Here is a 1321-nt window from a genome sequence, read left to right on the forward strand (position 1 = left end):
AGCATATGCAGTGCATCGGGGCCGTCGTCGTGGTCGGCGTCGGGAAATTCCCGCAACTGCTCAATCAATACACGCTGTTCCGGCAACAGTTTTATAAATCCGTTGGCAAAATGCGGTTGGATACTTTCAATCCTCATCACTTTTTCTGCGCTCGGTTTGACTCCACGCGCAGGAACATGCGCCCCTTGTTTTGCCGCCTCTTTAATCAGTTCGTCTTTGAAAAATTCTTGAAATTGGACGGTCTCGATGACCCACAGCAAGCAGCCGTATTGCTTTTGCAGTCTGATGACGTCCTGAATAATCAGGCTCGGTACACGTTTCTTAATGGATGCCTCCACGACAAACAGCGTACCTGTGGCGCGTTGGTAGCCGCCGACCAGAATGGCGGACGGGTCAGTGCCTTTCCCCTGTTTGCCAAGCGAAGGGTCAACCGCACCAAAATACACGACATCATGCGGCAGTGCGCGGTAATAACAGTTGTCCAAATAATCAGCAAAAATCGCATTTTCGGGATTACCCGGCTGGTTTTGGTACTCACAGTTGAAGACATGGATACCGTCGCGGGCGCGGATTTTCATCAGGGCGAGAAGCGGTCGTTTGCTCCAACTCACTTCGCTACCTTCCAACATTGCCGCTTCGTTTGCTTCGTAAAATGCCTGAGCCGCCTTTTCGTTGGCGCGGTTTTCTTTCGGCGTGTTACGGTAGATGTTTTCCCATTCCGCCCACAAATCCATATTGACAGGCCACTTCATAATGGCGGAAAAGCGCACACTGCGCCAAAACGGATTTTTCAACACTCGCGCCAATACACTATCCAAACATAAAATCGTACCGACATACAAAATGTCGCACTTCGCACCCGCGCCGCCCAAAGGATTGATAACGCTGCCTATCCACTTGGTCAGTTTGTCGCGCAGGCGGATGTTTTCGGAATGTTTTTCATTTTCCAAATCGTCGAGATAGACTGCATCGGGGCGCACCTCACCTTTTTTTGCACCGCGGATACCCTGTCCCGCACCATAGGCCTTGAACTGGTTATTTTGGCGGGTTCGGATTTCTCCGATACGCCATACCTGACCCTGCCCACAGACTTCGGGAAAATCCAACTGCAACGCAGGATTGTCTGTCAGTTCGGTTTTGATAGCTTCGACGATGGCGTCGGCTTGGTCTTCGGTGTCAGATACGATGACGGTATTGTGTTTGGCATTGCGCACTTCGCGCCAAAGGGCAAACGCCTGTACGGTCAGCGATGTTTTCGCTTCGCCGCGCGATGCCGCACAAGACTGCAAGACAGACTCCGGCTCTTTTTCGATTTCGGGCA

Annotated in this window: 1 protein-coding gene; it reads right to left on the reverse strand. The window is 51.7% G+C overall.

Going from position 1 to position 1321, the window contains the following annotated elements:
- A partial coding sequence (gene terL / locus ACTHTA_RS11375) for a phage terminase large subunit (protein ID WP_440364658.1) occupies positions 1 to 1321 on the reverse strand: 1321 nt, incomplete at both ends.

It is taken from the genome of Neisseria sp. P0013.S005 (genome assembly GCF_051958425.1).
GTDB lineage: Bacteria > Pseudomonadota > Gammaproteobacteria > Burkholderiales > Neisseriaceae > Neisseria > Neisseria subflava.